General features: G+C 71.3%; 17 protein-coding genes and 2 pseudogenes. 4 read left to right on the top strand and 15 right to left on the bottom strand.

Features of this window, described 5'->3' with window-relative positions; genetic code table 11:
• Nucleotides 1-3 precede the first annotated feature (3 nt).
• From ABZ910_RS24200 to mgrA, 3 genes are all read right to left on the bottom strand, one after another.
• Nucleotides 4-2,352, bottom strand: a complete 2,349-nt coding sequence (locus ABZ910_RS24200) for an FHA domain-containing protein (protein WP_361368711.1) — start codon at nucleotides 2,350-2,352, stop codon at nucleotides 4-6.
• An 84-nt stretch (nucleotides 2,353-2,436) separates the two neighbouring features.
• Nucleotides 2,437-2,847: a hypothetical protein gene (locus ABZ910_RS24195; RefSeq protein ID WP_361368710.1), complete on the bottom strand. Its 411-nt coding sequence runs from the start codon at nucleotides 2,845-2,847 to the stop codon at nucleotides 2,437-2,439.
• Nucleotides 2,848-3,816: 969 nt separating this feature from the next.
• Complete coding sequence (gene mgrA, locus ABZ910_RS24190; RefSeq protein WP_361368708.1) at nucleotides 3,817-4,815, bottom strand: L-glyceraldehyde 3-phosphate reductase; 999 nt, start codon at nucleotides 4,813-4,815, stop codon at nucleotides 3,817-3,819.
• A gap of 110 nt (nucleotides 4,816-4,925) precedes the next feature.
• Between mgrA and ABZ910_RS24185 the strand changes: the two genes are divergently transcribed.
• Together ABZ910_RS24185 and ABZ910_RS24180 are read left to right on the top strand one after the other, a co-directional pair.
• On the top strand, nucleotides 4,926-5,825 hold the full coding sequence (locus ABZ910_RS24185; protein WP_361368706.1) for a LysR substrate-binding domain-containing protein: 900 nt from the start codon (nucleotides 4,926-4,928) through the stop codon (nucleotides 5,823-5,825).
• A 27-nt stretch (nucleotides 5,826-5,852) separates the two neighbouring features.
• On the top strand, nucleotides 5,853-6,368 hold the full coding sequence (locus tag ABZ910_RS24180) for a DUF664 domain-containing protein (protein WP_361368705.1): 516 nt from the start codon (nucleotides 5,853-5,855) through the stop codon (nucleotides 6,366-6,368).
• Here ABZ910_RS24180 and ABZ910_RS24175 read toward each other — a convergent pair.
• The 7 genes and pseudogenes from ABZ910_RS24175 to ABZ910_RS24145 form a co-directional block, all read right to left on the bottom strand.
• Complete coding sequence (locus tag ABZ910_RS24175) at nucleotides 6,350-7,420, bottom strand: adenosine deaminase (protein ID WP_361368704.1); 1,071 nt, start codon at nucleotides 7,418-7,420, stop codon at nucleotides 6,350-6,352. The genes ABZ910_RS24180 and ABZ910_RS24175 overlap by 19 nt on opposite strands.
• Before the next feature lie 43 nt (nucleotides 7,421-7,463).
• Nucleotides 7,464-7,859 (bottom strand): VOC family protein, encoded by a 396-nt coding sequence (locus ABZ910_RS24170; RefSeq protein WP_361368702.1) that lies wholly within the window; start codon nucleotides 7,857-7,859, stop codon nucleotides 7,464-7,466.
• Nucleotides 7,860-7,976: 117 nt separating this feature from the next.
• The gene (locus tag ABZ910_RS24165) at nucleotides 7,977-8,906 is read right to left on the bottom strand and encodes a M48 family metalloprotease (RefSeq protein ID WP_361368701.1); all 930 of its coding nucleotides are present in this window, start codon (nucleotides 8,904-8,906) and stop codon (nucleotides 7,977-7,979) included.
• Nucleotides 8,907-9,275, bottom strand: a complete 369-nt coding sequence (locus tag ABZ910_RS24160; RefSeq protein WP_361368699.1) for a BlaI/MecI/CopY family transcriptional regulator — start codon at nucleotides 9,273-9,275, stop codon at nucleotides 8,907-8,909.
• A gap of 259 nt (nucleotides 9,276-9,534) precedes the next feature.
• Nucleotides 9,535-10,908, bottom strand: coding sequence for an RICIN domain-containing protein (locus tag ABZ910_RS24155; RefSeq protein ID WP_361368697.1), 1,374 nt, complete (start codon nucleotides 10,906-10,908; stop codon nucleotides 9,535-9,537).
• Nucleotides 10,909-11,102: 194 nt separating this feature from the next.
• Nucleotides 11,103-11,870: a metalloregulator ArsR/SmtB family transcription factor gene (locus tag ABZ910_RS24150; RefSeq protein WP_361368734.1), complete on the bottom strand. Its 768-nt coding sequence runs from the start codon at nucleotides 11,868-11,870 to the stop codon at nucleotides 11,103-11,105.
• Nucleotides 11,871-12,009: 139 nt separating this feature from the next.
• Nucleotides 12,010-12,201, bottom strand: a pseudogene (locus ABZ910_RS24145) (amino acid permease); the annotation flags it as partial.
• A 15-nt stretch (nucleotides 12,202-12,216) separates the two neighbouring features.
• Here ABZ910_RS24145 and ABZ910_RS24140 point away from each other — a divergent pair.
• A pseudogene (locus ABZ910_RS24140) lies at nucleotides 12,217-13,412 on the top strand (RNA-guided endonuclease TnpB family protein).
• A gap of 207 nt (nucleotides 13,413-13,619) precedes the next feature.
• Here the strand turns inward: ABZ910_RS24140 and ABZ910_RS24135 are convergent.
• Both ABZ910_RS24135 and ABZ910_RS24130 read right to left on the bottom strand, forming a co-directional pair.
• Nucleotides 13,620-14,474, bottom strand: a complete 855-nt coding sequence (locus tag ABZ910_RS24135; RefSeq protein ID WP_361368695.1) for a GNAT family N-acetyltransferase — start codon at nucleotides 14,472-14,474, stop codon at nucleotides 13,620-13,622.
• Between the two features lie 192 nt (nucleotides 14,475-14,666).
• On the bottom strand, nucleotides 14,667-15,401 hold the full coding sequence (locus tag ABZ910_RS24130) for a chaplin (RefSeq protein ID WP_361368693.1): 735 nt from the start codon (nucleotides 15,399-15,401) through the stop codon (nucleotides 14,667-14,669).
• A gap of 356 nt (nucleotides 15,402-15,757) precedes the next feature.
• On the opposite strand from ABZ910_RS24130, the gene ABZ910_RS24125 reads away from it, so the two are divergent.
• Nucleotides 15,758-17,467, top strand: a complete 1,710-nt coding sequence (locus ABZ910_RS24125; RefSeq protein WP_361368692.1) for an alpha/beta fold hydrolase — start codon at nucleotides 15,758-15,760, stop codon at nucleotides 17,465-17,467.
• A 1-nt stretch (nucleotide 17,468) separates the two neighbouring features.
• Here ABZ910_RS24125 and ABZ910_RS24120 read toward each other — a convergent pair whose 3' ends face one another.
• From ABZ910_RS24120 to ABZ910_RS24110, 3 genes are all read right to left on the bottom strand, one after another.
• The gene (locus ABZ910_RS24120) at nucleotides 17,469-18,239 is read right to left on the bottom strand and encodes an alpha/beta fold hydrolase (protein ID WP_361368690.1); all 771 of its coding nucleotides are present in this window, start codon (nucleotides 18,237-18,239) and stop codon (nucleotides 17,469-17,471) included.
• 61 nt (nucleotides 18,240-18,300) lie between these two features.
• Nucleotides 18,301-19,467, bottom strand: coding sequence for an alpha/beta fold hydrolase (locus ABZ910_RS24115; RefSeq protein ID WP_361368688.1), 1,167 nt, complete (start codon nucleotides 19,465-19,467; stop codon nucleotides 18,301-18,303).
• Nucleotides 19,464-21,857 (bottom strand): thioester reductase domain-containing protein, encoded by a 2,394-nt coding sequence (locus ABZ910_RS24110; RefSeq protein WP_361368686.1) that lies wholly within the window; start codon nucleotides 21,855-21,857, stop codon nucleotides 19,464-19,466. The genes ABZ910_RS24115 and ABZ910_RS24110 overlap by 4 nt, the downstream gene beginning before the upstream one ends.
• Between the last annotated feature and the right edge of the window lie 39 nt (nucleotides 21,858-21,896).

The raw sequence follows: 21,896 nt of genomic DNA, 5'->3' as shown, positions 1-21,896 counted from the left end.
GGCCTACTTCCGCATCACGGCGGGTTCGTAGAGGCGCAGCACGCGGGAGACCACGAAGCAGTACACGGACGACAGCACGACCAGCATGCTCATGTTGCGCAGCCACACGTCGGCCGAGTGCCGGAAGAACGGGTCGGCGGTCAGGGGCCCGGGCACGATCTTGGCCAGGTCGACGGTGCCGGCCATCGCGCCCAGGCCCCACCGCGAGGGCACCAGCCAGGACAGCTGGTCGAGGCCGGGCACGCCGTGCAGCTTCAGCAGGGCTCCGCAGAAGACGACCTGGACGACGGTGAGCAGCACCAGGAGCGGCATCGTCACCTCCTCCTTGCGCACCACCGCCGAGACCACGAGGCCGAGCAGCATCGAGGCGAAGGCGAGCAGGGCGACGGCGAGGGTGAGTTCGACCAGCGGCGGCATCAGGACGCCCTTGCCGCCGGGGGCGTGGAGGTCGACGCCGAGCAGGCCGACGAGGGTGAGCACCACGGCCTGCAGCACGGTGATCGCGCCGAGGACGACCACCTTCGACAGCAGGTACGCCGATCTGGGCAGGCCGACGGCCCGCTCCCGTTGGTAGATCACGCGTTCCTTCACCAGCTCGCGCACGGCGTTGGCGGTACCTGTCAGCACGCCGCCCACGCACAGGGTGAGCAGCGTGTTCATCGCGGTCTGCGGGCTGAGGCTGCCGCCGGCGACCGCCCGGGCCATCGCGCCCATGACGAACGGCAGCCCGATGATGGTGGCGAGGAAGATGCGGTCGGCGCTGAGCGCGGCCGTGTAGCGGCGCACCAGGGTGCTGAACTGGGCGCCCCAGCTGCGGGGTCGGGGCGGCGGGGCCGCGGCGACCGGTCCGGCGCGCGGCGTACGCGGCTGCGCGGTGGAGTTCACGACGTACTTCTGGTGGTACGACGAGTTCCGGTACTCGCCGGCCCAGTCGTGATCACGGTCCTTCTCGAACGCCTCGAAGGCCTGCGGCCACCGTTCGAAGCCGAAGAACTGGAGGGCCTCGTCGGGCGGACCGTAGTAGGCGACCCTCCCGCCCGGCGCGAGCACGAGCAGCCGGTCGCAGACGTCGAGGCTGAGCACACTGTGGGTGACGACGATGACGGTACGGCCGGTGCGGCCGTCGTCGGCGAGGCCGCGCAGCATGTGCATCACCGAGTGCTCCATGCCGGGGTCGAGACCGGAGGTCGGCTCGTCGAGGAAGAGCAGGGAGGGCTTGGTGAGCAGTTCCAGCGCCACGCTGACGCGTTTGCGCTGCCCGCCCGAGAGGCTGTGCACGGGCTGCCGGACCCGCTCCCACAGGCCCAGTTCGCGGACCACCTCCTCGACCCGGTTCCGGCGCTCGGCCTTCTCGGTGTCCTCGGGGAAGCGCAGTTCGGCGGCGTAGCCGAGGGCGCTGTGCACGGTCAGCTGGACGTGCAGGATGTCGTCCTGCGGGACCAGGCCGATGCGCTGGCGCAGTTCGGCGTATTCGCGGTAGAGGTCCCGGCCGTCGTACAGCACGGTGCCGTGCTCGGCGGGCCGCTGTCCCGTCAGGGCGCCGAGGAGCGTGGACTTGCCGGCCCCGCTGGGACCGACCACCGCGAGCAGGCACTTCTCCCGCACCGGGAAGGACACGTGGTCGAGGAGGACCTTGCGGCCGCGGTCGACGGTGACCGTGAGGTCCTGCACGTCGAGGGAGACCTCGCCGGTGTCGACGTACTCCTGCAGTTCGTCGCCGACGAGGCAGAACGCGGAGTGTCCGATGCCGACGATGTCGCCGGGTCCGATCGGGGCGCGGGTGACGGGCTGACCGTTGAGGAACGTGCCGTTGTGGCTGCCGAGGTCGGCGATCTCGTACGTGCCGTCCGCGTGCCGGCACAGCTCGGCGTGCCGCCGCGAGACGATCAGGTCGTCGATGACCAGGTCGCTGTCGGCGGCCCGGCCGATCCGGACGGTGCGCTGGGGCAGCGGCCGTACGGTGGTGGGCTGCCGGAAGGTTCCGGTCAGGGCCGGCATCGAGACGCTGGTCGGGCGTTCCGGGTCGGGCGCGGGGCGGCTGGCCAGGACGGCGCGGGGCCCGTCGGAGGGGTTGCCGAAGCGGATGACGCTGCCCGGGCCGACGTCCGATTCGTGGATGCGGCGGCCGTCGGTGTAGGTGCCGTTGGTGCTGTGCTCGTCCTCGAGTAGCCAGTGGCCGTCATCGGGCCGCAGCACCGCGTGGTGCCACGAGACCCGGGCATCGTCGAGCACGATGTCACTCAACGGGTCGCGTCCGACGTGGTAGTCACGGCCCGGACTCATCAGCGTGGAGCCCATGTCGGTCTCCAGCACGAGCTCGGGCGCCGCCGGGGCGACCGACCGCTCCGCCATGGCCAGAATTCTACCGATTCGCCCAGCTGTGCGCCGACCGGCTCCGGGGGTGAGCGACCCGTGTCAGGCGGTGGGCGCCGGACGTCAGGCGACGGGGAGGAAGAGCCCGGGGATGGTCCGCTGCATGCGCAAGGCGTCGACGGACTCCGCGAGCAGCTCGTACTCGGTGGTGTCGTCGCCGGCTGCGACCCGCACCAGCCGTCCGTCCGCGAGCTCCTCGGCCACGCGCTCCTGTCGGGCCACGTCGGCACACCAGGCGCGCAGCACCGCGGGCACGTCGGGTACGTCGTCCGCGACGGGCACGAGCGAGCCGGACGGGAAGACCTCGTTCTCCGGGCGCGGATCGAGCCGTTCGGCGATCCAGGACGCCCGGTCCCGTAACCACCAGAGCGCGAGCGCGAGGGTGGGCGCGCGGTAGGTGCCGAGCGGTACGCCGATACGCCGGCCGTCGCAGGTGCCGTACGCGGTGACATGGCACAGGAATTCGTCGTGCACGATCATCACTCCCCCGTCGTGTTGCCGGTCTGCGGCCGATACTCGCTTTCCTGTTCGACCGCGGCCGGTCATCGCCTTCCGTGCGGCTCCTGTGCGATGAAGGCTTCCGTGCAACCCCGTGCGGTGAAGGCCCCCTTTCTTTCGAGTATCTTCACCCTTGAAACACTGTCACCATTAGTTTCCGGCCACTCTCTTGGCATATTCGGCGCTCTTGATGGCCTGAATGCGACAGCCGCGGGGCCCGAATCCGGCCACCGCTCTTACCCGAGGGAACGCCACCCAGCCGCAGGCCCACACGGGGGCGGTCGGCGCGGCCTGGGCCGCGGACGGCGGCTCCATTCCGCAAATGGATTCACGCAGCAAGAAATTCCACTCGGAATTCAATCAACCGCTTGTCGCGTGCGTCCGAGAAAAACAGCACGGCTTTATACAATATTCGACCACCTTTATCGCCGCCGACCCAACCATCCATCGAGTGCACACGAACAACCCGCACACCCCGATTCTTGACGCCTTGACCAGGGAAGAATCAAGCGGGATGCTCACGGCAGGCCGCACTCGGCGGAAGAATCGGGTAATTCCGGAACAGCGGCCTCGGGTGGGACGAATTCACCATGTCTCGCTGCGGCCATTTCTGGATTTCCGCGCGAAGGGAGAGTTCCACGCCGTCGGACGATGCCTCGGCGGTCCTGGCCCCGCAGCGCGCGGTGTCGGTGACCGGCGCCTACACGTTCCTCACCCCGTACTAGGCCAAGATCTACGACAACGAGGGCAAGACGTACTGGTCCGGTCACCAGCCCGGCCGCATCGACGTGTGGGCCGACGCGCAGGGCTCAAGACCGGTGCCGCCCGCCGGGAACCCCCGCGGACGGCACCGGACTTACGCTCCCCCCAACCCCTTGAGCTGAGACCGCCATGCCGCGCACCACACAGGTGCGCTCCACGGTCCACAGCGCTATGCGCTCGCGGCTAGCGGGCGATGCCGACGATCGCGTCGATCCTCGCCAACTCCTCGGCGTCGAAGTCCAGTTGGCGGGTCGCCGCGACGCTGTCCTCGATCTGCCGCGCGCTGCTCGCACCGACGAGGGCCGAGGTCACCCGGCCGCCGCGCAGCACCCAGGCCAGGGCCAGTTGGGCCAGCGTCTGGCCGCGGCCCTTGGCGACCTCGTCCAAGGCACGCAGCCTGCCCACCAGCTCCTCGGTCACCGCGTCGGAGGTGAGGAAGGGGCTGTCGCTCGCCGCGCGGGAGCCCTCGGGGATGCCGTCGAGATAGCGGCCGGTGAGCAGGCCCTGCTCCAGCGGGGAGTAGGCGATGGAGCCGACCTGGAGCTCGTCGAGGGCGTCCAGGAGGCCCTCTTCCTCGGGGCGGCGGTCGAGCATGGAGTAGCGCGGCTGGTGGATGAGGAGCGGGGTGCCCAGCTCGCCGAGGATGCGGGCGGCCTCACGGGTCTGCTCCGCCGAGTAGTTGGAGACGCCGACGTAGAGCGCCTTGCCCTGCTGGACCGCCGAGTGCAGGGCGCCCATCGTCTCCTCCAGCGGAGTCTCCGGGTCCGGCCGGTGCGAGTAGAAGATGTCGACGTAGTCCAGGCCCATCCGCTTCAGGCTCTGGTCGAGCGACGACAGCAGGTACTTGCGCGAGCCCCATTCGCCGTACGGGCCGGGCCACATGAGGTAGCCGGCCTTGGTGGAGATGACCAGTTCGTCGCGGTAGGGCGCGAAGTCCGCCGCGAGGGCCTCGCCGAGGGCGGACTCGGCGGCGCCGGGCGGCGGGCCGTAGTTGTTGGCCAGGTCGAAGTGGGTGACGCCGAGGTCGAAGGCGCGGCGCAGGATGGCCCGCTGGGTCTCGACCGGGCGGTCCGGGCCGAAGTTGTGCCACAGGCCGAGCGACAGGGCCGGAAGCTTGAGGCCACTGCGTCCGGTGCGCCGGTAGGGCATGTCGGCGTAGCGGTCGGGGTGTGCGGTGTACAACGCGACTCCTGAGGGTTGGCACACGATCTACCGATGCCACTCTTCCCTGGGCCGCATGCAGCGGTCCAACAGAAGAATCCGATGGAATTCAGCGGATACGCTTCTCAATCATGGAACTGCGCCAGCTGAGGCACTTCGTCGCCGTCGCCGAGGACCAGCACTTCACCCGGGCCGCCGAGCGGCTGCTGGTGTCCCAGTCGGGGCTGTCGGCCTCGATCCGGGCGCTGGAGCGGGAGCTGCGGGCCCCGCTGTTCGTGCGCACCACCCGGCGGGTGACGCTGACCGAGGCGGGGCGGGCGCTGCTGGCCGAGGCGGAGCGCATCCTGGCGCAGGTGCGGGCCGCGCACGAGGCGGTCGCGGCGGTGCAGGGCGTGGTGCGCGGGACGCTGGCGCTGGGCACCGAGCAGTGCATCGCCGGGGTGCACGTGGCGGGGCTGCTGGCCGCGTTCCGGCGGCGGCATCCGGACGTGGAGATCCGGCTGCGGCAGGCGGGTTCGGGCGCACTCGCCGAGGAGGTCGCGGCCGGGCGGCTCGACCTGGCCTTCGCCTACCGGACGCAGGACGACACCGACCAGCTGCGCTCGGTGGGGCTGACGAGCGAGCCGATGACCGTGCTGTGCCACCCGAGCCATCGGCTCGCCGTCGCCGGGGAGCCCGTCACCCCGGACGACCTCGCCGACGAGGTCTTCGTCGACTTCCACCCCGACTGGGGTCCGCGCCGCATCACCGACGCCGCCTTCGCCGCGGCCGGGGTGCGCCGCACGGTCGCCCTGGAGGTGAACGACGTACACGGCCTGCTGGACCTGGTCGACGAGAACCTCGGGATCGCCGCCGTACCCCGGCACTTCCGCCACAAGCGGGCATCCCTCTCGGCGCTCCCTCTCAAGGACACGGGCGAGGCGGAGTACGAGACGGTCGCCCTGCTTCCGCCCGCGCGGGCCACCAGCCCGGCGGCACGGGCGCTGCTGAGCCTGCTGGAGACCGGGGGGTGCCGGATTCCGGGCGCATGACGGACGGGGATGCGCCATGGTGGTCGTATGCACGCACGGGACATCCTCATCGACGGCTACGGCCGCATCCGGGAAGAAGTCCATGCCGCCCTCGACGGCCTCGGACCGGACGAGCTCCATGCCCGCCCGGTGCCCGACGCCAACTCCATCGCCTGGCTGGTGTGGCATCTCACCCGGGTCCAGGACGACCACATCGCCGACGCCTTCGACCTCGACCAGGTGTGGCTGTCACAGGACTGGGAGAAACGGTTCGGGCTGGACCTGCCGCGCCACGACACGGGTTACGGGCACAGCCCCGCGAAGGTCGCCAAGGTGCGGGTCGACTCGGCCGACCTGCTGACCGGGTACTACGACGCGGTGCACGAGCAGACCCTCGGGGTGCTGCGGAACCTCGCGGCCAAGGACCTCGAACGCGTCGTGGACGAGCGCTGGGACCCCCCGGTCAGCCTGGGCGTACGGCTGGTCAGCGTCCTGTCCGACGACCTTCAGCACGCCGGACAGGCCGCCTATCTGCGGGGGCTGCTTCAGAGCGCGGCCGCGTAACCGGGCAGGATCACGTCCTCGATGAGGGCGCCTCGTTCGTCGAACGGGATGAACGCGCTCTTGACGGCGTTCACCGTGACCGTGCGCAGATCCTCGACCGTCCAGCCCGCCTCCTCGACCAGCAGGGACATCTCCCGGGTCATCGTCGTCCCCGAGACCAGACGGTTGTCGGTGTTGAGGGTGACCCGGAAGCCCAGGTCCTTCAGGGCCGTGATCGGGTGCTCGGCGATCGAAGTGGCGCAGCCGGTCTGGAGGTTGGACGTCGGGCACATCTCCAGGGCGATCCGGCGGTCGCGCACCCAGGCCGCGAGAGGGCCGAGCTTGTCGCCCGCGATGTCCTCGGTGATGCGCACACCGTGGCCGATGCGCTGGGCGCCGCACACCTGCAGCGCCTGGTGGATGCTGGGCAGGCCGTGCGCCTCACCGGCGTGGATGGTGAACGGCATGCTCTCGCCGCGCAGGTGCTCGAAGGCGGCGAGGTGGTCGGCGGGCGGGAAGCCGTCCTCGGCGCCGGCGATGTCGTAGCCGACGACTCCGGCGTCGCGGTAGGCGACGGTCAGCTCGGCGATCTCGCGGCAGCGGTCGAACATCCGCATCCCGCAGAGGATGGTGCCGGCGCGGACGGGGGTGCCGACGGCGGCCGCCTTGGCCATACCGGCCGCCAGGCCCTCCTGCACGGTCTCGACGACCTCGTTCAGGGTCAGCCCGCCCCGGACCATCAGCTCGGGGGCGTAGCGCACCTCGGCGTAGACGACACCGTCGGCGGCGAGGTCGAGAACGTACTCCTCGGCCGTGCGCAGCAGGCCCTCGCGGGACTGCATGACGGCGAGGGTGTGCTCGAAGGTGCCGATGTAGCGCACGAGGTCACCGGAGCCCGCGGCCTCGACGTACCAGGCGGCCAGCTCGTCGGGGTCGGTGGTGGGCAGGGTGTGGCCGACCGTCGCGGCGAGCTCGATGACCGTGGCGGGGCGCAGGCCGCCGTCGAGGTGGTCGTGCAGCACGGCCTTGGGGAGCCGGCGGAGGGGGTCGGTGTCGATGCGGGGCGCGGTCATACGGCGGTTCCTCGGCAGGTGGCGCGGTGACGGGGGGGGTGAGTCAGGCGGTGGCTGGCTGGAGCAGGTCCCAGCGGTTGCCGTACAGGTCCTGGAAGACCGCGACGGTGCCGTACGGCTCGTGGCGGGGCTCCTCCAGGAAGGTCACGCCGGCGGCACGCATCCGGGCGTGGTCGCGGGCGAAGTCGTCGGTGTGCAGGAAGAACCCGACCCGGCCGCCGGTCTGGTCGCCGACGCGGGCGCGCTGGCCCTCGTCCTTCGCGCGGGCGAGGAGCAGTCCGGTGCCCTGCCCCTCCGGGCCCGGCTCGACCACGACCCAGCGCGAGCCGTCGGGCCGAGGAGCGTCCTCGACGAGCCGGAAACCGAGGGCCTCGGTGTAGAAGCGGAGCGCCTCGTCGTAGTCGTCGACGACGAGGGTGACCAGGGCGACGCGTCTCATCGGGGCCTTTCCGTGGAGGTGGTAGCGCGTGAGGTTATACGTAAAACCCCGTCGGCGCCACTCACCCCTGAAGGCACCTCACGTGCGGTTACGTCGACCCCGGCGGGCAGCGCCCGCTCAGCGGCTCTCCTCGCCCTGCGCCACCTCGACCCGGTGATGGAAGTCGATCATCCCGGTCGCCGAGGCGACGCAGGAGACACCCGCGCACGCGACCAGCAGGACCGCGATCCAGGGCGCGGCGCGACGCGAAGCGGCGGGCGCGGACAGGAGCGCCCGGACGCGCTCGGGGACGGGCCCGGTCGTCGCGGCGGGGGCGAAGTCCGGGCGCTCGGAGCGGGCGGCCTGGCCGGCGAGGGCGGCGCGAGCGATGGCCCGGGCTGTCAGTCGCCGATCGCCGACGGCGTCGGCGGCGGCCTCGTCGGCGGCGCGCTCGGCCGCGAGCCGGATGGTCTCGCGGACCGGGCGCAGCGCGGGATGGCAGTGCGCGGCGAGTTCGGCCGCCGCCAGGAAGTAGTGGTGACCACCGCCGTTGTGCGCCCGCTCGTGCGCGAACAGCGCCTCCCGCTCGGCCGCGTCCAGGCTGCGCAGCATGGCGGTCGTGACGACGATGCGATGCGGGCGACCGGGCAGCGCGTACGCGTCGGGGCGTGGCGAGTCGACCACGCACAGGTCGCCCGCGGCGGGCCCGCGCCCGGCTTCCGTGCGCGCCGCCCGGAAGGCACGGGTCTGACGCAGGACCGAGCGGAGCAGTGTCCCGGCGCACACGGCGAGCACGCCGACGGAGAGGGCGGCCGCCGGGACGACGAACAGGTCGGAAGCCGTGTGCAGCGGGTGGACGAGCTCACCGAGCGCGGCGAAGAGCGGCAGCTGGAGCAGCCCGGTCAGGACGAACGCGCCGAGCGCGGCCAGCGAGCAGCCCGCGAGGACCACGACCGCGACGGTGATCACCCACAGCGCGGCGGCGGGCGCGAGCCGGGCGAGGGTGCGCCGGGCCAGCGCGGGCATGGCCAGCGGCAGCACGAGCGGCAGGAGCAGCAGGGCGATCATTCAGTCACCGGGTTCCAGCAGGTCGCGCAGGACGCGCTCGTCGTCCGCGCTGAGCTGGGCGACGAAGCGCGCGAGCACCGTCTCGCGGTCGGCGTCGCGGTCGAGCTCGGTGTGCATCCGGCGCGCGGTGAGCCCCTGGGCGTCCTGGACCGGGAAGTAGGCGAACCCGCGGCCCTCGCGCCGCCGGCCGACGATCCCCTTCTCGTGCAGGCGGGACAGGATCGTCGTCACCGTGGTGCGCGCGAGGCCCGCGCCCAGGCTGAGCTGCACCTGCCCGGGCGTCTGGGGGCCGCCGGCGGCCCAGAGGGCGCCCATGACGCTCGCTTCGAGCTCGCCGGCCGGTCGGCGTTCATCCTTCGGGTCGCTCATGGGAACGTTTCTCACCCCGTCCTCGTCCACAGTTCGGTAGACCGTCTACGCGATTGTAGTCAGCCGGGGCGCAGCCCTACGGCTGCGCCCGCACCCCATTATGAAAGGGGCGCCGAGCGCGACCGCAGGGTTCGCCGCGTCCGGGGGGACCGGATCCTTCCGGCGGGCGCCCGCGCGACAGCCGCCTTCCGCCTCCACCCTGGCCCCTGCCTCCGCCCTGGTCCCTACGGCGGACGAGCCGCGGCACCCGTACGCCCGTTTACGGATATATGTACGTGTCGAGGGCGTCGACGGCCGCCATCGGGTCGCCGAGGTCGTACCGGTCCACGGCCAGGAAGTTGGGCTTCTTGCGGGCGGCCGGCTGGCAGAACCGCCGGGCGCGGTCGGCGAGTTTGGTGTTGTCCGTCTGCGCCGTGGCGGCGACCGTGGCATCGCGGAAGTGGTTCATGACGAACAACGGCCGGAAGCCGGTCTCGGTGCGCGTCAGCGGGGTGTTGGTGCCCGCGTCGTACCAGCGGCTGTAGCAGGACCAGTCGGAGGAACCGGCGCCCGGCCCCATGGACCAGTAGTTCTCGACGGTCCACTCCCTCTGGTACATCACGCCGAAGCTGTCCCGCGTCAGCCCGGCCGACTCGTCGACGGCGCGGCTGTGGTCGCTGAAGATCAGCAGGCGGTGGCCGGCGGCGACGAGGTCGGCCATCTTCGGCCACCCGTGCTCGCGTACACCCTCCCGGTCGGGGCGGTAGAGCACGTCGGACAGGCCGCCGACACGGGCGAGTTCGGAGCGCAGGACACCGGGATCGACGTAGTCCTCCAGGAAGACGGTGACCACCTGGTCGGGATGGGTCTTGAGGAAGTCCACCATCCGCTGCACGTCCACCCACAGCGCCACGGGCCTGCTGACCAGCGTGCAGCTGTCGTGGCACAGGATCGCCCCGTCCGGGGTCTGATGGATGTCCAGCATGAACCCGCGGACGCCGTCGGCCAGCTGTCGATCGATGCCGCGGGACTGGTTGGGGAAGAAGTTCACGAAGGGCGGGGCGAAGCCGCCGTCCACTCCGTTGGCATAGGCGTTGTGGGCGGTGAGGAACGTGACCTGGTCCAGGGTCCGTTGGTCCTGCGGCGGCATCGGAAGGGTGGTGGGACTGACCGGGGTGAGGTACCAGGCGGCGAGGCTGCCCGGCCCGCCGACGGCCAGTTGGTCCGGGTAGTTGGCGCCGGAGGGCTTGTTCGCCGACGTCAAGTAGTCATCCGAGCCGGGGGCCTTGAGGGTGTACTCGTCGTCGCCGACGGGGCTGATCTCCCAGGCGGCGTCGGAGCCGGTGCAGGCGACGGTGCGGGCCTGACCGCCTGAGCGGCCGAGACAACTGCCCGCCGTGTCGACGCTCTCGAGGACGTACGACCCGGACGAGGATCCGTTCGCCCGGAGATTCCACCGCTGGTGGTCCTCGTCGCCGCGGGGTCTGTGCTGCTCCACCGCTCCCCGGTCGTCCGAGGCGTTGAGGCCGGTCACGGCGCTCTGGACGTAGTACGAGCCGGCCGCCGGGACCGGCGTGGCGGCGTGGGCCGGGGTCGGCACGAGCACCGCGGCGAGCGCGGAGGTCGTGGCGAGCAGGGCGTGGGGGGTACGCATGCGGGATGCCCTTTCTGGTCGCGGAATCGGCCGCGATGGACGGGACGAAGCCACACCCAACCGCCTTGGTCTGAACCAGTCAAGGGCGAAGAAAAGTCAACTCCCTTGCACAACAAGGGAGTTGACACAAACAGTTGAGATAGAACGGAAGGGCCGTCACCGTTTACGCGGCACGGGCATCCCGACGAGGCGGGTCAGCGCCCCGGCATCTGCCACGGCGCCTGCGGGAGCGGGCTGCCGGTCTCGAGCATCGACTTGAGGTTGGAGAGCACCGCCGCCCAGCCCTGCGACACGTCGGAGCGCTCGCCCTCGTCCTTGAGGTCCTCGTGGGTGACCGTCAGGCGGACGATGTCCTCGTGCGGGCGGATGTCGTACGTGACCCGCGAGTACCGGTCCTCCTTCCCCTCGTCCTCAGGGGCGGCCCAGGTCGTGACCAGGCGGGTCGGGGGCTCGCTCTCGACGACGGTGCCGACCACGTCGGCGATGCCCGAGCCGTCGGTGCGCACGTGCTCCCAGCGGGAGCCGGGCTTCCAGTCGGAGACGTTGCGGTGACCCCAGTAGGCGGCGGTCAGGTCGGCATCGGTGAGTGCCTCCCAGACCTTCTCGGGCGTGCTCGCGATGTAGGTGACGTACACGAAACTCGGCTTGTCGGTCATGGCTTCCTCGGCTCGTCGCTTCACGGCGCCGAGCGCGCGCAGGCGCGGGCGCTCGAACTTGTCGATCCACCGCTCCTGCATCTCGTGGAGCGGCACGGGGTTGAGGTAGTGCAGCTTTTCCCGCCCCCGCCGCACCGTGCTGACCAGATTCGCCGACTCCAGGACGGCCAGGTGCTGCGTCACCGACTGGCGCGTCATCGCGATGCGCCCGCACAGCTCGCCCAGCGTCTGCCCGTTGTGTTCGTGCAGCCGGTCGAGCAACCGTCTGCGCGTCTCGTCGGCCAGCGCCTTGAAGACCTTGTCCATCCCGGAGTCGTCGTCTGATCGCACACTCAACGTTATGCAGGCAATCGCTTGCATGTCAACGTGTACGCGCAGCGCCGTGCCACTGCGGGTGCCAGATGCCGAGGTCGAGCTGGTGTCAGGTGCCGAGGGGCGGCCGGTGTCAGGTACCTACGGCGGGCTTGGTGTCGTCCGGGTCCTGCACGGCCGCGTACTCCTCGCTGATCTCCTTCTCCCCGAACGGCCACACCCTCTCCAGCCGCGCCCACACCAGGAACGCCACGCAGCCCAGGGCGAGCCACGCCAGGGACCACTCGATGGGGTGGCGGCCCGGCGAGTTCTCGTCGGCGTACCCGATAGGGAGGTGGTTATGCAGCTCCGCTACAACTTTCGGGCCTACCCGGATGCCACCCAGCGCCGTGCGCTGGCCCAGGCGTTCGGGTGCGCCCGCGTGGTGTGGAACGACTGCCTGCGCGACCGGAGAGAAGCGCACGCAGCGGGGCTGCCGTATGTGAAGTCGGCGGAGTTGTCGCGGCTGCGTATCACCCAGGCCAAGCGCACCGAGGAACGCGCCCGGCTCGCGGACGTGTCAGCGGTCGTCCTGCAACAGTCCCTTCGAAACCTCGACACCGCCTACAAGAACTTCTTCGACAGCCTCAAGGGCAAGCGGCAGGGCCGCAAGGTCGGCCCTCCCCGCTACAAGTCGAAGAAGGACACCCGGCAATCGGTCCGCCTCAACACCAACGCCTTCAGCGTCCAGGACAACGGCACGGTATACGTGGCCAAAGTCGGCAACCTCAAGGTCAAGTGGTCGCGCCGGCTTCCCGTCACACCCACGTCCCTGACCGTCACCAAGGACAGTGCGGGCCGGTACTTCCTCAGCTTCGTCGTCGACACCGCACCGGACATCCTCCCGGAGGCGGAGACCGACGCCGGTATCGACCTGGGCCTGTCCGCGTTCGCGGTGCTGTCCGACGGCCGGAAGATCGACAGCCCCCGCTTCCTGCGCCGGGCGGAGAAGAAACTCCGGTGCCTTCAGCGGGAGTTGTCCCGCAAGCAGAAGGGGTCGAAGAACCGGGCCAAGGCCCGTATCAAGGTGGCACGTCAGCACGCCAGGGTGGCGGACCGGCGCCGGGACTTCCACCACAAGGCTTCCACGCAGATCATCCGCGACAACCAAGCGGTGTACGTGGAAGACCTCGCGGTGGCCGGTCTCGGCCGCACCCGGCTCGCCAAGTCCGTGCACGACGCGGGATGGTCCGCGTTCGTCGGCATGCTCGAGTACAAGGCGGCCAAGCACGGCCGCACCTTCGCCACGGTGGACCGGGCCTTCCCGTCCTCCCAGGTCTGCTCGGCCTGCGGATTCCGCGACGGACCCAAACCCTTGCACGTCCGCGAGTGGACGTGCAGCCAGTGCGGCGCCATGCACGACCGCGACCACAACGCAGCACGCAACGTCCTCTTCGAACTGCCGGTAAGACCCGGACGAAAGCCCCGGCACAGCACGCTGAAGCAGGAAGCCCCCGGAAGGGTCACACGACCCAGGCCGGAATCCCCGGCCTTTAGGCCACGGAGCACGTCAACGGACATGCCGACTCCTGACACGCGGAACGCACGCTTCAATCGATTCAGTCAAGGAGCCTTACTGGCTTCGGACGGCATGCGTCAAGAACGCGCACACGCCCGAGCGCATCGTGCCCGCGAAGCGACCGGCGGCATCGGGATCGTTCCGAGGCGGTCGGCGGCGGCCGGTCCGCCCCACGGCCGTGCGGATCAGCCGAGTTCGAGTGTGGTGACGCCGAAGACGCGCTCCTGGGCGTGCTGCCGTACCGGGCCCGTGTACATGCGGGCCGTCTCGAACGAGGGGGCGAATCCCGCCTCTTCGGCCAGTGCGATACCCGCGGCGCTCGTCTCGGGCACGTCGATCGCGACCTCGCGTCCGGCGGCCTCCGCGCAGAGGGCGGCGAACAGGGCGCGCGCGTCGTCGGCGCTGTCCGCGAACAGGGGGCCGATGCGGAGGGTGTCGTGGCCGGGGCGGATCACGCCGTAGCCGGTGACGCGGTCGCCGTCGTGGCGCACGAAGGCCCGGTGTTCGGTTCCGTTCAGCCACTCGGCGAGGAAGCGCGGGCGGTCGGCCGGGTAGCAGGAGCTGTCGTACGCCGTGATGGCGCCCAGGTCGGCGGGACGGGCGGGACGTACGCCGGCCGGAACGTCGGCCTCGGGGGCGGCTCCCGTGAACCGGGCGGTGCGGTGGGCGAGTTCGAAGCCGGACTGGCGGTATTTGTCCTGCTGGGCCACCACTCCGTCGAGGCCGATGGTGCGGTTTCCGGCATGGGCCAGGGCGGTCTTCCAGGTGGTGATGCCGTGGCCGTGGCCGCGCAGGTCGGGGCGGACCAGATAGCAGCCCAGGAAGGCATAGTCGGGGCCGTAGTTGACGACCGATATGGCCGACACCGGTTCCCCGTCGATCCGGCCGAGGAAGAAGCCGTCCGGGTCCTGGGCGAAGAAGGCGGGGCCGTCCGACAGCCCGGGGTTCCAGCCCTCGTCCACCGCCCAGCCGCTGATCACCGGCCAGTCCTCGAGGGTGGCCTGCGTGACGACGAGGTCCTGGGGGGCCGGAGAGGTCATCGGTGCGCTCCATTCCGTGGGGTGCCGAGCGGCCGCGCGGCGATCTTCAACAAGGCTCCCCAGGAGGCTACTTCACCCGTTCCTTCTCGAACGGGTTATTGCGTAAGGCCCTTGACCTGCGTCTTACGGCGAAGTCCCCACCGGTGGTGAGGTGTCCGGTGGGGACTTGCGTGTGGGGCGCGGGGCCCCGGGTCAGCGCTCGCGCCTCGGGTTGAACCGTCGGTAGAGAGCGACCCCGGTCACCAGCAGCGCGGCGCTCCCGGCGACGGCGGGCCCGGTCAGGTCGGCCCCTGTGTGGGCGAGGGAGACCCCGATCGGCGGCGCGACGGCGCGGGGCGGGGTGGGGGTCGGGTACGCCCTGGGCGGCGCGGACGGCTGCGGGGTGGGGATCGCCGGGTGGCCGCCGGAGGTGTTCACGGACTGGTTGCCCGTGACGGCATTGCCGATGCCGACCACGTTCACACCGTTGCCGCTCACGTTCACCGGCAGGTCCACCGGGAGCTGAATGCCGTTGCCGGAGAGCACGCCCGGTGAATCCGTGGTGCCGCTCTGCGCGGCCGCCCCACCGGAGGACACGGCCGCCCCACCGGAGGACGTAGCCGCCCCACCGGAGGACGCGGCCACGCCGCCAGTGGACGACGTTGCCGCCCCGCCGGAGGACGCGGCCACGCCGCTGCCGGCACCCGCGCCCTCGTTGGTGCAGCTGTTGCCCGCGGTGGGATTGAGGAGTCCCACCACGTTCACGGTGTTCCCGCACACGTTCACCGGCGCGTGCACCGGGAGCTGGACGGTGTTGCCGGAGATCACCCCGGGCGAACCGGCCGCTGAGCCGATCGCGGAGGAATCGGCCTGAGCCGGCATCGTGATGGCCATCGCGCCCGAGGCGGCGGCGACGGCGATCACACCGTTTCGGGTAACCCGTCTCATAGGTTCCCTGCCTTCCAGAACATGGTCGCGGGCACTCGCCCGCACCGGATAAAACGCAGGCCACCCATCCGAGTTATGGCCAATCTGCCTTTCACCCCATCGAGTGGCGTGGATATCGAACCGATCGCAAAGCTGTCGAACACTCGCCGCCTGCCCGGCGGCGGTCCGCCGACCTCCGGTCACATCCACCGCCCTCCGCCTCCGTCCGCCGCCTTCCGGCCGTCGGCCTCTCATCGACCGCTCTCCGAGGAGTCCCACCCGGCCCCCCCGCCTCCGGAGGCGTGCTCGCCGGGGCCCGCATAAGGTGATCGAGGGCGCTGTCCCCGGTCCGCTGCGGCGCGTCCCTGGAGGCATCGATGCTGGCCAAGCTGTCCATGCGGCCCGCTGTCCGACGCTGTGCGGCCGCCGGAGCCGTCACGCTGGCCCTGCTGGCGGCGGGCCTGCCCACGGCCGTCGCGGCTCCGGCCCAGCCCGACCTGTCCCGCTTCTACCGCCAGAAGGTCTCCTGGTCGGCCTGCGAGGGCACCGGAAAGTCCAAGGACCTGCAGTGCGGAAAGGTGACGGTCCCACTCGACTACGCCAGGCCCGCCTCGGGCACCCTCGACATCGCACTGGCCCGGTACCAGGCCACGGGGAAGTCGCAGGGCTCCGTACTGCTGAACTTCGGCGGCCCGGGCGTCGCAGGCATCAGCACGCTCGCCTCCGCCCCCAAGGACTACCTGGGTCTGACCAACGGCTACGACGTGGTCACCTTCGATCCGCGCGGCGTGGGCCGGTCCTCGCCCGTCCGATGCGGCGACAGCCCCGGCGGCGCCCCCGCCCCGCAGCAGCAGGACACCGGAAAGCTCGACACCAGGGACCCGCAGGCGGTCCTGAAGGAGCTGCGGAAGGTCGCTGCCGAGTGCACCGCGCACTCCGGGTCCGTCCTGGCCCACATAGGCACCGTGAACGTCTCCCGCGACCTGGACGTCATCCGCCAGGCCCTCGGCGACAAGAAGCTGAACTACCTCGGGTTCTCCTACGGCACCCGGCTCGGCGCGGTCTACGCGGCCCAGTTCCCCGGCAAGGTGGGCCGCATGACGCTGGACGGGGTGGACAGCCTGACCGAACCGCTGTCCGAGCAGGGACTGACGGGCGCCGAGGCGCAGCAGACCGCGCTGGACGACTTCCTGGACTGGTGCGTCAAGGACCTCGCCTGCCCGTTCGGGCAGGACCGGCGCCGCGCCGGGGAGCAGGTCGTCCACCTGGTGCACTCGCTCGACAAGGATCCGGTGTCCAGCGCGTTCGGCGGCAGCTTCACCGGTCAGGACCTGGTGGGCTCCATCGGGCAGGGTCTGTACAGCGAGAAACTGTGGCCGACGCTCGAACGGGCCGTGGCCCAGCTGATCGAGGACGGGGACACACGCGGGGTGGAGATCTTCGCGGCCAACGGCATGGCGCTGCCCGGTGGCATCGCGCCCCCCGGCGGCACGACGCCCTCGGCGACCGGCGCTCGCACACCGGCGCCCAGCCGCACAGCGCCTTCCGCCCTCACAACCGTCCCCGGTCGCACGGCGCTGCCCACCGGCCAGGGGCCCGGCGGCGGACTCGTCAGCCAGGACGACGTCCCACCCGACAACCTCGCGGCCGCGCTGATGGCGGTCAACTGCGCGGACGACCCGGACCGCGCCGGCGCCGCACGGCTCACCCAGAACATGGACCGGCTGCGTGCCGCGTACGAGCAGGCGTCGCCGGTCTTCGGGCAGTACCGGCTGACGCAGACGCTGATGTGCTACGGCCGCCCGAGAGGCACCGACTTCATCCGCGAGCAGGTCAAGAACCTCGACACGCCGAAGATCCTGCTCGTCGGGACACGCGGCGACCCCGCCACGCCGTACCGCTGGACCGAGGAGACGGCCGCGCGGCTCGGTCCGTCGGCCGTGGTGCTCGACAACAAGGGGCCCGGCCACACCGGCTACGAGTCGTCCAAGTGCGTGCACCGCAAGGTCGACGACTTCCTGCTGTACGGCTCCCTTCCGGCCAACGGAAGCTCCTGCGGGAGCGAGTCCACCGTGGGGACCGGCTGAGTCACGACACGAAGCGGTCCACCGCCTCGGTCAGCTCGGCCGGCTTCTCCACCGGCAGTTCATGGCCCGCGTCGATGATGCGGACCACCGCGTCCGGGTAGGCCTTGGCCATCCGGAGCATCTGCCGCACCGGCAGTTGGATGTCGTGGTACCCGTGGACCAGCAGAGTGGGGATGCGGATCTCGCCGACCCGGTCGAGGACGTCGAAGGCCCGCATGGCGCCGTACAGCGTCATGACGACCTCGCGCGGGGTGTCCGCCGAGGCCCGGATGTACTCCCTTATCTCCTCGCGTGGGTAGCCGGGCGCGAAGGCGCGCTGGATGTTGGCGGCGACGAACAGCTTGAAGGGGACGAGGGTCGAGGCGGCCATCAGCAGAGCCCGGCCCCGGCTGTAGGTCATGCGGCTGATGGAGTCGACCAGGACCATGCGCTCGACCCGTTCGGGGTGGGCGAGCGCGATGGTCTGGGAGATCATCCCGCCCATGGAGTGACCGACGAGGACGCAGCGGTCGATCTTCAGGTGGTCGAGCAGGGCGAGCACGTCCCGCGCCAGTTCCTCGATCGTGCGCACGCCCGCCCCGCTGCTCTCCCCGTGCCCGCGCAGGTCCAGCCTGATCACCCGGCGCGTGTCGGCGAAGTGTGCCATCTGGTGGTCCCAGCGGTGCCGGTCGGCCGTCCAGCCGTGGATGAACACCAGGGGCACCCCGCCTCCGTCGCGGGGGCCTTCGTCGTCGTACGCCAACGCTGCGCCGTCGAGATCGAGTTGCGGCATGAGGCCTCCTGAGGCGCGGTCCGGTTACTGACCGGTACGGTACCGGGTGCGCCACCCTCCGTCACCGTCGCGCACGGAGGGAGTCGAGGAAGTCGAGGATGTGGCCGAACACGTCGAGGGCGGCACCCCGGCCCAGGAACGTGTCGAGGTGTCCGTAGCCGGGGATCTCGGTGTACGTCACGTCCAACTGCGGCTGCCGGCGCGCCAGTACGTCGTGGCAGAGCCGCTGCGAGTCCAGCCACAGTCCGTTCTCGCTGCCCGCGAGGAGCAGCACGGGAGTGTCGATGCGGGCCGCCGCGTCCAGCGCGTTGGGCGGCAGCGCCCGGTAGCGGTGGTCGGTGTCGTGCCAGCGCACGACGGTGCGGGCCAGTTCGATCCGGCGCAGGTGCGGCAGGATCCACAGCGGGGCGGGGCCGAGGAGTTCGGCGAGCCGCTCGTGGGTCGCGTCGGACAGGTTCCCGTGCACGAACAGCGAAGCGCCCGTCCCCCAGGCGGAGTTGCGCAGGATCTGGCAGGTGGGGTCCGGGCAGTCGGCGTTGCGGGCGGCCAGGGCGAACAGCGGGGTGTACCGCGACCGGAGGCCCACCTTGCGGAAGTCGACCGGGATGTGGTCGATCCGGGTCCTCAGCAGCTCTCCCGCCACCGTCATGCGCAGCGAGGTCCGGCCGGCGAGTTTGGGGGTCAGGAACACGCCCTGGGACACCACGCCCGCGAGGCCGGGCACCAGTCCGGCCGTCATGCTCAGTGACAGCGCGAGCGAGCCGATGCAGTGGGCGACCACGAACAGCGGCCGGTCTGCGATGCGTTGGCGGACACGGGCAACGGCCTCGGGGATGTCGTACAGGGCCACGTCGTCGTACGTGTAGCGGTGTCCCGTCTCGTTGTACGGGAGCCGGCAGCTGCCCCGCCAGTCCAGCAGCCAGGGCTCGTAGCCGTTGTCGAGCAGGACGTCGACGAGGTTGCGGGTCTCGGGCAGCAGGAACATGTCGGCGGACGCGGTGTGCCCGTGCAGGAGCAGCACGGCGGGGCGGCCGGCGCCGTCATCAGTGCCGTTGGTGCCGACGCGGGTCAGGCCGAGTCGGACACCGTCGCTGGTACGGAACGGGATCTCCTCGACGGCCGCCGGGGCGAGCCGGTGCCGTAGGGGGCGCAGGGTCGCGGTGGTGCGGACTGCCCGGAGCGCCGAACCCTGCTTGTTCGTCCGGGAGTTGCTGGCCCTGAACATCATGGATGGCGCTCCGTGGTGGGAGTGGGCGTGGGAGTGGGCGTGGGAGTGGGCGCGCTACGGCGCAGGTCGAGGAGGTCCGCGGCCGCCCGGGCGAACGGGCCGAGCAGGCCGCGGCCGATCTCCCGCCCGAACCAGGCGAGCCACGTCAGCTTGGCGGCCCGCCGCTCCCGGTCGGTCAGGCGCGGGTCGACCTTGATGCCGTCGATCTGGTCGCGGACGTAGGAGCCGGCGGGCACGACGACCTCGCCGAACAGGCGCGCGGGCTCGCCCGCGCGGCCGATCTCGACGGTGAGGGTGCGGGTCTGCCGCCACAGGTCCCGGCGCGCACGGGCGTGCTTGCGTCCCTCCAGCCACCACCTGCCGCCGCCCACATCGCGCAACTCCAGTCGGTAGCGGAGCAGTTGATGCCGCAGACCGTGTTGCTCCGGGATGCCCTCCTCGGGCCGTACCCATACATCGCCGGACTCGACGGTCAGCGGCGCGGGATGGATCGCCGGGCACGTCACCTCGCCGGTGACGTCGATCCGCCGCTCCCTGACCAGCTGGTACATGCTCGCGATAGAGAGGGTGAGCGCCATCGAGCAGGGTGTCCGTGTGTCGGCGGCGCCGTCTGCCGGGCCCACGGCTCCCTCGGTCGTCTCGGAGAACCACAGGTAGGGCTGGTCGCCCCTGCCGGGGAGCCGGGCCAGGCCGTCGTCGGCGAGCTTCTCGAAGGTCCTCAGTTGCGCCTGGGCGTCGTAGCGGGTGGCGGGCGGCAGGCCGAGGGCCGCGACGAGGGCCGCGGTGCGCTCGCCCTCGGCCGCCGGTCCGTGCAGCGTGGCCTCGCACAGCTTGAGGGCGGTGGGGCTGCGCAGCACCCTGCCCAGGAAGGCGAGTTCGGGGACGGGGTCGGCGTCGAGACGGGACAGGGTGTCCGTGCGCCACTCGTCCCAGCCCTGCACGCGCACGGGCATGCCGCCGAGCGCCATGTCCCGTACGACGTCGTCGCGGGTGCTGGGCACTCCGGTCAGGTGGTAGTCGAAGCCCCACGCGTCGGGCTCGCGCACGACGGCGGCCGCGACCCGGCTCACCCAGTCCACCGGGGCCGCGTTCAGGTGGCGGAACGCCGGTACGGTGCGGAAGCGGCCGAAGGCCGAGATCAGGCCGCTGCCGAGGTCGAGCGGATTGTGGGCGCCGGTCCTGGTGTGGCCCGCGATGCCCCCGGGGCGCAGGGCCGTCACCACCAAACCGTGGTCGCGGGCGCGGCGCAGTGCGACTTCGGCGGCCCACTTGCTCTGGTCGTAGCCGGAGACGAGCCGGTCGACGTGGGCCAGGGGATCGTCCTCGCCCATGGAGGTGATGCCGACCTCGTTGAACACCGCGATCGAGGAGACGTGGTGCAGTGGCTTGGGGCGGCCGGTCGCCGCGAGCTCGGCCAGGGTCAGCGTGCCGAGGACGTTACTGGCGCGCAACGACTGGTAGCCGCGCAGGAAGTCCACCGCCGCCGCCACGCCGACGATGCTGTCGAGCTCGTGGGCGAGGGTGTGCCACACCTCGTCGGACAGGCCGAGACGCGGGTGGCGGATGTCGCCGGGGAGCACGGTCACCCGGCGGCGGATCTCGGACGACCACGGCAGCCGGAAGCTGCGCAACCGCTCGCCGAGCCGGGCGGTCGCCGCGTCCTCGTCGGCCGCGCGGACCAGGCAGACGACGTGCGCGTCCGTGTGCCGCAACAGGTCGAGCAGCAGGTGACCGCCCAGGAAGCCGGTCGCCCCGGTGAGCAGGATGCGGCGGGGCGGCAGCGGCTCGGGCACGTCCGTGAAGGGCAGTCGATCGGCCAGCACGAGGTCGGCGAGGATCCGGTCGAGGTCTTCCGACGTGGCCCGGGAGCGGTCCTCCTGGTGGGGCCGTTCGCGAGTCACCAGGCCCCGCGCACCATCGGATACCGCCACCGGCGGATCCGCGGCCCTCGGGCCGGCCGACCCGGCGGCCGCTGTGACGTGCGGCAGCCAGCGGCGGGCCAGGCTGAGCGGGCGGGCGTCCGCGAAGACGTCGTCCAGGTCGATCTCGATGGCCAGTTCGCCCTCCAAGTCCGCGATGAGTTCGACCGCGTGGACGGACGTGCCCCCTGCCTCGAAGAAGTCGCCGTCGACCGCCAGCTCCCCGGCGGCCAGGTGGCGGCCTGCCACGGCGGCGATGGTCCGGGCCAGCCCGTCCACGTCGTGGGCAGCCGCAGCGGGGGCCGCCGCCGTGCGCGCCGTCCGTACCTTGGCCAGCAGGCCGGTGACGCTGAGCCCGCCGCCGCCCCGCTCGATGGCCTCGGCGGCCGGACGCCGCCCACCGCCGTTGCCGTTGCCGTCGTCATTGCCGTCGACGTCGTCATTGCCGTCGACGTCGTTCAGATCAACCATGCGAGTCCTTCACGTTGTGCGCCGCCCTTGTCCGTCGCT

Source organism: Streptomyces sp. NPDC046805, from assembly GCF_040645355.1.
In the GTDB taxonomy this organism is placed as follows: Bacteria; Actinomycetota; Actinomycetes; order Streptomycetales; family Streptomycetaceae; genus Streptomyces.
Note: the sequence above shows the minus strand (reverse complement) of the source record. Positions and strands in the feature narration are given on the sequence as shown.